At 60.4% G+C, this 7401-nt stretch carries 7 protein-coding genes; all 7 read right to left on the bottom strand.

Features of this window, described 5'->3' with window-relative positions; translation table 11 throughout:
- Positions 1 to 1034, bottom strand: a 1034-nt coding sequence (locus KJB29_RS09075; protein WP_484840029.1) for a cytochrome c3 family protein, incomplete at its 3' end; no start/stop codon positions are given.
- A gap of 221 nt (positions 1035 to 1255) precedes the next feature.
- Complete coding sequence (locus KJB29_RS09070) at positions 1256 to 2761, bottom strand: B12-binding domain-containing radical SAM protein (protein WP_004512295.1); 1506 nt, start codon at positions 2759 to 2761, stop codon at positions 1256 to 1258.
- 210 nt (positions 2762 to 2971) lie between these two features.
- Positions 2972 to 3331, bottom strand: a complete 360-nt coding sequence (locus KJB29_RS09065) for a hypothetical protein (RefSeq protein ID WP_004512294.1) — start codon at positions 3329 to 3331, stop codon at positions 2972 to 2974.
- Position 3332: 1 nt separating this feature from the next.
- Entirely contained in the window at positions 3333 to 4580 is a 1248-nt protein-coding gene (locus tag KJB29_RS09060) for a LuxE/PaaK family acyltransferase (RefSeq protein WP_004512293.1), read from the bottom strand.
- Positions 4581 to 4622: 42 nt separating this feature from the next.
- Positions 4623 to 5450, bottom strand: coding sequence for a cytochrome c biogenesis protein (locus KJB29_RS09055; protein WP_004512292.1), 828 nt, complete (start codon positions 5448 to 5450; stop codon positions 4623 to 4625).
- Between the two features lie 63 nt (positions 5451 to 5513).
- Entirely contained in the window at positions 5514 to 6032 is a 519-nt protein-coding gene (locus KJB29_RS09050; RefSeq protein ID WP_004512291.1) for a hypothetical protein, read from the bottom strand.
- 28 nt (positions 6033 to 6060) lie between these two features.
- Positions 6061 to 7380 carry a cytochrome c biogenesis ResB family protein gene (locus KJB29_RS09045; protein WP_004512290.1) on the bottom strand — a complete coding sequence of 440 codons (1320 nt, stop codon included), beginning with the start codon at positions 7378 to 7380 and terminating at the stop codon, positions 6061 to 6063.
- Positions 7381 to 7401 lie beyond the last annotated feature (21 nt).

Raw genomic sequence — 7401 nt, 5'->3', positions numbered from 1 at the left:
TGAACGGTGGCGTTGGTGCTCTGGTGGCAGGTGGCGCAGGTGGAGGTCCGGTTCGTGTGCTCGTAAACCACTCCCTGGGTGTGGCACCCTGCGCAGTCCGCAGGCGTTACCACCATGTTGTGCTGGGCAATGTGATTCACACTCACGTGGCAGTTGGAGCAGGTAACCACCGTGCCTGCCTTGCCGGTTGCGATGGTCTGCTGCACCGCCGGAACCGTGCTGGAATGGCAGGTGGCGCAGGTGGACGTGCGGGAAAGGTGCTCGTTCACCACGCCAAGATTGTGGCACTGGGCGCAGTCCACGTTAGCCGTGGCCTTGTCGTGCTGGGCAATGTGGTTCACCACCCCGTGGCAGGAAACGCAGTTGACCGTGATCCCGGCGCGGCCATCGGCGATCGCCTTCACCACCGCCGCGTTGGTACTCTGGTGGCAGGTGGCACAGGTGGAAGTACGGTTCAGGTGCTCGTAGACAACCCCCTGGGCGTGGCAGGAAACGCACTCGGCCGAGGGAACGGCCTTGTCATGCTGGGCGATGTGGTTGATGCTGATGTGGCAATTGAGACAGTTGACCGGCTGCCCGGCGGGTCCCATGCCGATCGTGATGGTATTCTGCACTTCGGGCTTCGTGCTGTTGTGGCAGGTGGAGCAAGTGGAAGTGCGCGTGAGGTGCTCGTTCACCATGCCAAGACTGTGGCACTGGGCGCAATCAGGGGCGGTGGACGCCTTGTCGTGGGCAGCAGCGTGGTCAACCAGGGCGTGGCATGATCCGCAGTTATAGACATCGAGCAGAACGAAGCCACCGGAACCGTTGGAAACAGTCTTGTGACAAAAGTCACACGCGTATCCATTAAGATTCGCCCGGCTATGGTGCATAGTGGCAATAGTGTCGGGCAGTGGGGGGGTATGACAGCCACGGCAGTCGTCCGTGGTCAGCGCCATGGCGTTGTTCGATGCGCCCGTTCCGAGGAGCATCGCAACCGCCATCGCTCCCGCCACCATCAGCGTCGGCAACAACTTTTTCAATTTAGTGTACATGTTCACTCCCTTTCTCCTCCTTTAATGGACTGTTTATCTGAAAACCAATACTGGTGGTTGACACTCCGAGGGGAAACGACGCCTAATAACGGGGTCGCGCCGTGCTTTGACGGCATACCTCTAAACATCCCATACTGATTTCAAACATTTTGCTGCAACTGAATACCTATTTAGCATTCCACATGCCAGAGTTCGGTTCGGTACAGTGAAACGGAAAGAACTCATGGAATGGGCGCTATCGTCTGGTGGGGGACATGCTTGTGCTGGCTGACCGTTTTCAGGAGCGCCTTGACCTCCGCGGGCATCTCCTTCCCCTCCTTGAGCATCGCCTTCATCTGGCCGGCCAGATAGGAGTGGTTAATGAGGAGATCGAGGACCGACAGCATGAACTCCTGCTTCCAGGGGGAGAGCTTGTCCAGGTTCTGGAACTTGTGCATGAAGAACTTCTGGGATGCTTTCCCCAACTGGCGCTCCAGTTCTTCCATGGTCATGTTTTTGGGCTTGATGACCGGCTCCACCAGGTTGTATTTGCGGTAATCCTTGGTGGCCACGTAGGGCTCGAGCTCGGGGTAGAGCTCGGCATAGGGCCAGGGGGCGATGGCAAGAAAGAACGCCATGTCAGGGTTGTAGTGCTTGGCGAGCTCGATGGTCTGCTCAATGGATTCAGGGGTGTCGTCGGGCATGCCGAGGACGAAAGAGGTTTCCGAAACGATGTCGGCCCCATTAATCAGGTCGATGGCCTGCTTGGACTGGGCAACTTCCGTATCCTTCTTGAAGAGGTCGAGGGTTTCCTGGCTTCCCGCCTCGACCCCCACATAGATGTGCTCAACGCCACCTTCCCGGTACTTGTCCATGATATCGGCGTCCCGCAGAATGTCGTCCACCCGGGTCTCCATGAGAAGCTTCACCGGCACTTCCCGTTCCACCATGAGATCCAGGATCCGGACCCACCGCTCCCGGTCGAAGGTGGGAAGCTCGTCGGAGAGCATGGCCACCTGGACACCGTGGACGTTGTGGAGCATCTCCAGCTCGGCCACGAAGTTCTCGGCGCTCCGGGCGCGCCATGACTGGGCCCAGAAGAGCTGCTGGGAACAGAAGGAACACTGGGATTTGCAGCCGCGGGAAGAGGAGACGATGGCCAGCCGGGCGTTCTTCTTGGCCCGGTAGGTATAGATGGGCCACTCCACCAGATCCCAGGCTGTGGGAAGATTGTCCAGGTCATGAATGTACGGGGCCTTGGGGGTAACCACCACCCCGCCGTCGCGCCAGTAGGCGATTCCGAGAACCTTCTTCGGGTCATCGCCGGCATTGAGGCAGTGGCAGAGCATGGGGAGCGTCTCCTCCCCCTCCCCCCTGACGATGTAGTCCACGGCGTCGTGGTCGTGGGTAAGAACCTCGTCGTAACAGAAGGCCGCGTGGACGTTGCCGAGCGCCGTCACGATGCGGGGGTTGATGGACTTGGCGAACCGGAGCAGTTTCACCGCTTCGACAATGGAGGCGGTATAGGCGGTCGTGGCAACCATATCGGGGCGGAACGCCTCGATCCGCTTCTGGATGTCGGGCCACTTGTGCCACAGAGACATGGCATCGTAGTAATCCACCTCGTACCCCGCCGCTCTGAGTGCCCCGGCGATGTAGACAAAACCGACATTGAGCCAGGTGCCGGCCGACTCCACAACGCCCGCGTGGTAGGGGGGGGTAATGAGGGCTATTCTCTTGATTTTCATTCACTTCTCCTCGACGAGGTTGGGAACTGAGCCAGACAAAAAGCAAAAATCGGGCCGCCCCCAAAGAGCATTAGCTTATGCACATTCTGCTTATAAAACGCAAGTTTTTTAACTTGAGTGGCACCGGAGGACACCGCGAGTTGGCGGAACGCTCCGGCTTATGACGGAACAGTGGGGATGGAGAAGAACCGGTGGGAGGTACAATGTCCGTCAGTGAAACACCAGCGGGTAAACGAACAGATAGCCGGCGCCGAAAGCCGAAAGGAGAACCACATGCTTGATAATGAGCATCCGGCGGCGAACCCGCTCAGCGTCGGCGCCGTACCAGTTGTCGACGTAGGTAAAGGTCCGTCCGGCGCCGGTGGCCATGATAAAAACCATGGAAACGACGCTCGTCCAGAAAAAAATATGCTCCAACCGGTTCAGTATGGCGACGACTTCCGGCGACCGGAGCTGATGCATCCGGTGGATGAGGGCTATGGAGGCAATGGCGGCAAGCCAGATCCCGGCGGCGAAGTCATGGACAAAACCGTTCAGGATGACGGCGATGCTACGGATGTTGTTTTTCATTCTACTCATTCCCCTCCCGCACGATCATCTCCTCGATGGCCTCGCCGCAGGGGCAGAGGGGATCATCCTTCTTGATCTTCGCCACGTACCGGCCGATGGAGAATTTCATGTAGAGATCGAGGAAGGAGAATATCTTTTTCTCCCCCATGGGTCCCACCGGCTTCTCCGAGGGCATCGGCGACACCTTGCCGTCCACCACCTGGGCCCGGCCAATGATCTCGAAGCCGTCTTCCGTTCGGAAGCCCAGGTTGTCGGTCTGCACGCCGAGGACCGTCGGCAGGTTCGCCAGATCGTAGTGGCGAAGGAGCCCCACCTCCCCCGGCGGCAGCACCCGCGAGCAGGTCTCGATATCCATGGCCACGACGCGGCACCAGGGAAGATCCGGCTTGATCCGCTCCCGGTCGAGGCCCGTGCGGAGGTCTTTCAGGCTGGAATCGGCGCTGTTCGTGGCGCTCTCGGCCATGCCGAGGACGTTGAGACAGTAGGCGGGGTCCACGCCGAAGGTGTCGCGGCACCGCTCGTAGTACTCATCGCGGCCGCAGTCCCCGAAACGACCCCGGTACCCGCCGCCGTCCACAATGCGGCTCCCGGCCGGGAGCGCGAAGCGGAGGCCGTTTTTCCGGCAGGCATTAAAGAAATAGATGAAGGCGGAGGTGGAGCCGATGAGCGCCACGGGCCTGTCCGCCACCACCAGTTCCCGGAGCCGGTCCATGAACTCCCGGATGAGGAACCCCCGCCGCGTGATGAAAAAGCCGCTCTGGTCGGTGCCGAAGGAACGTATTGTCTCGGCCATGCCGATGGCCATTCCCATGGACGGGGCCGTCTCCGGCGACGGAGCAAGGACCAGGATCGGCATCCGCTCCCCCTCGGGAAAGACGTAATCTCCCATCACCTTGCGGTTGGCCGCCAGCACCAGTTCGCGGCCATACTCGTCCCGAAAGATTATGCCGCGCAGGTCAGGGTCGGTGGTTCCCCCCGTGATGTTGGCCATGACGGTCTTCTCGTAGGGGAAGGAAATGACCAGGTTCTTCTTGAAGGCGTCCGACGGATAGGCGGGGATATCCTCCCAGCGGCCAATCCCGGCAGGGTTGATTCCCTTGCCGTCGCAGTAGGCACGGTACGCCTCGTTGGCCCCGTACTGGAAGCGGAACACCTCCAGCGCCAGCGACTCGAACCGGTCCTCCCCGCGGGAGTCGGTGATGTAGTCACGAATCGTCTCGAAAAGCTCCCGCCGGCGGTCATCACTCATTGGTTCTCTCCAGGTACAAGGCAAAGCGGCCATGGGCCGGGATCATTTAAAGTACTCAGAATGGACCGAGCCACCGATCAGCGGCGTAAAGAAGAGGGAGAGGACCGACAGCAGGAAGCAGAGGATGTAGAGGTAAGCCGCCGCTTCCCCCTTCAGCCCGAAGAAGCGCCGCAGGTGCAGGTAGATACCGAAGGCCACCCAGGTAATGAGCGACCAGGTCTCGATGGGGTCCCACCCCCAGAAGCGCCCCCACGATTCATAGGCCCAGATGCTCCCCGCCAGCATGGCGATGGCCCAAAAGGTGAAGCTGAAGCCGGCGAAGCGGAAGGCGAGAATATCCATGGTCTCCATGTCGGGGAGGCGGGTAAGCCACTGGATGCCGGTGCGCTTGCGCAGGATGAAGAAGATGGAAAAGGCCAGGGCCACCAGGAGCGTGCAGACCGAAATCTTGTAGAAGGTCACGTGGAGGATGAGCCAGACACTGCGCAGCGTCGGCGGCAGCATCTTCACCTGGGGCTCGAAGAAGATGCCGACGGCGATCATCAGGAAGGCGGCCGGAAACACCAGGATGCTCGCCGGCCTTATCTTCGGCAGGAAGTGGGCAAAGACCATGAAGAGGAAAAGCCCCATCCATGCCTGGGAAGAGAGGACCTCGAACCGGCCGATGTACGGGCCGTGCCCGACAATCTTCCACCACCAGAGGATGCCGATGCCGTGCACCAGAAGCCCCGCCCCCACCAGGAGATAGCTGATCCCCGTGGCGCGTTCCTTGCGGAAGATGAGACCTGCCACGTTGAAGATGGTGGCGAGCACGTAGATGACCACTGCCGCCCAATGGATGATGGTTATTGACGAAAAAGAGCTTTCCATGAAACGCATACCTCTCTGAAAAAATCGCCGGTTGATTCGTACCGCCCCCGGGTCAACCGGCGCCTACCGCACGGAAGCCTTCCCGGAAGCCGGCGCGGCCGGGGAAGCCTTCGTGTCGGCGCCTTTCCCCTTCTCGCCCTCCGCGGCAACATCCCTGACCCACCAGGCGCCGTTCTTCTTGGCGAGATGGTAGTTCGTCCGGTAGACAAACCCCTTCTCGTCCCGCTCCACTTTCCCGGTATCGATGTTCACATGCCGGAAATCCCAGACCTCCCGGGTCTTCACCGAGGCGGAGGTGGCGGCGGCGAAACGGATATCCTTGAAGGATATGTCCTTGAGCTCCGACATCATCCTGATCCGCCCCTCGCCCAGGGCCGCCATGTGGAAGTAGACCTTGGCAGTCTGGGGCTCCTCGGCCACCCGGGCCAGCCCACCCATGTTCATGGTCGCGTACCCCTGGGCCAATTGGGTGTTGTAGCGTTTCACCGTCTCCCGCACCTGCTCCGCTTCCCGCGTATCGACGCTGCTGCAGGAAGCCGTCGCAACGGCCAGCAAAAGCAAGGCAATACTCTTTTTGATCATGTCATGCAACTCCCCATGAAATAGATAGTCAAACATTCCGCTCATCCGTCGCAACGGGCAACCCCGCCAGCCGGCGGAGATAGTCAAACTCGTCGCGGTAGAGCCGTTCAAAGCGCGTTGCCCGCCAGGAGAGCCGGCACCCTTCCCCTGAGGGAGAAAGGGAGCACTCCCGGGGGGGGCAGAAATAGCTCAGCGACCCGCCCAGGCAGACGATGAAGAATCCGAGGAAAATTCCCGCCATGCCCGTGGTGTCGATAAAAATCAACCCCCCCCAGCGCTCCACCTTGACCAACTGGGCCGTGTAGCCGCCCAAGCGCCCCGTCTCCCCCACCTTCAGGGGAAGCTCCGCGACAGCCTTTCCGCCCTCCATGAGGCGCATCACGAAGAGGGGGTTGCTCCCGTCAAGGGAACGCCGGTCGGCATCCCCGTAATATTTGGTTTTGAGTGCGCTCGGCAGCCAGGGGAGGACAAAATCCTTGTATGAGGCAGTATTTCGGTCAGTTGGCTGGTCGAGGGAGAAAACCTCGCCGTGCTCCTGGCCGTCCTGTCCCGTGAACTTCACGAAAAATGCCCTGCCGTAGGACTTCCCCTGGAAAATCCGCACACCCTTGTACCGTATCGATTTATTGATGTGCATCGACAACGGCGTCGGCCGGCCGGCAGCGTCGACAAAACTGAAGTCGGTGGTAAGCTGCCGCATGTTGTCGTTGTCGTAGTATTCCGGCACAACCCGGTCGAGGCGCACCGCATCGGGGAGAACCAGCTTGCCGGCCAGCAGGCCCCGCTCCTCCTTGATCCAGTCCGCGCCGGGTTTGTGCACTTCCCCTTCGAGCAGATCGATCACCGCCCGTTTCTCATAGAGAAGGATCACCAGCGACGAGGCAATGGAGACGACGATCCCCAGGTGGAGGAGGAAGTTGCCCCAATAGCCCCACGGATGGCGGACAAACCGGGTGGCGCCGTCCCGCCCCCCCATCCTCAGATAGCCCAGGGAGCGAAGGCCCGCGGCAAGCTCGGCGGCGCCGGCGGCAGATTCAAAGGATTCTCCTCCCGCGCCCCCCTCCCGGCTCTTCCGGAGAGCAAGCCGGAACTGCTCCCAGGTGGAGAAGCAGAGCGAAACGAGGAACAGCACGAGCAGCACCGCGAACCAGGGTGATGTATAGACATGGTCGAGGGCCAGCACCCGCGACAGTTTTGCCAGGGCCGGATTGGCCAGCTGCCACTTGTCCAGCTCCGGAGGCGAGGTAAGGAAGCGTTGCGGGAACGAGTACCCCAGGAGAATCGCCCCGAGCATGAGAAGAATAAGGGATATAACGGTTTTTCGGGAAAGGAAGAAACGCTTGAGCATCAGAGCACTTTACTACAACTG

This window comes from Geobacter grbiciae (genome assembly GCF_018531165.1).
Lineage (GTDB): Bacteria > Desulfobacterota > Desulfuromonadia > Geobacterales > Geobacteraceae > Geobacter > Geobacter metallireducens.
The sequence above is the reverse complement of the archived record's forward strand: the minus strand, read 5'-3'. Positions and strand labels throughout refer to the sequence as shown.

What these genes read in the sequence shown, in the direction of transcription:
- KJB29_RS09070 (WP_004512295.1), bottom strand. Translation starts at nt 2,761, where the DNA reads ATGAAAATCAAGAGAATAGCCCTCATTACCCCCCCCTACCACGCGGGC.
- KJB29_RS09060 (WP_004512293.1), bottom strand. Translation starts at nt 4,580, where the DNA reads ATGAGTGATGACCGCCGGCGGGAGCTTTTCGAGACGATTCGTGACTAC.
- KJB29_RS09065 (WP_004512294.1), bottom strand. Translation starts at nt 3,331, where the DNA reads ATGAAAAACAACATCCGTAGCATCGCCGTCATCCTGAACGGTTTTGTC.
- KJB29_RS09055 (WP_004512292.1), bottom strand. Translation starts at nt 5,450, where the DNA reads ATGGAAAGCTCTTTTTCGTCAATAACCATCATCCATTGGGCGGCAGTG.
- KJB29_RS09050 (WP_004512291.1), bottom strand. Translation starts at nt 6,032, where the DNA reads ATGATCAAAAAGAGTATTGCCTTGCTTTTGCTGGCCGTTGCGACGGCT.
- KJB29_RS09045 (WP_004512290.1), bottom strand. Translation starts at nt 7,380, where the DNA reads ATGCTCAAGCGTTTCTTCCTTTCCCGAAAAACCGTTATATCCCTTATT.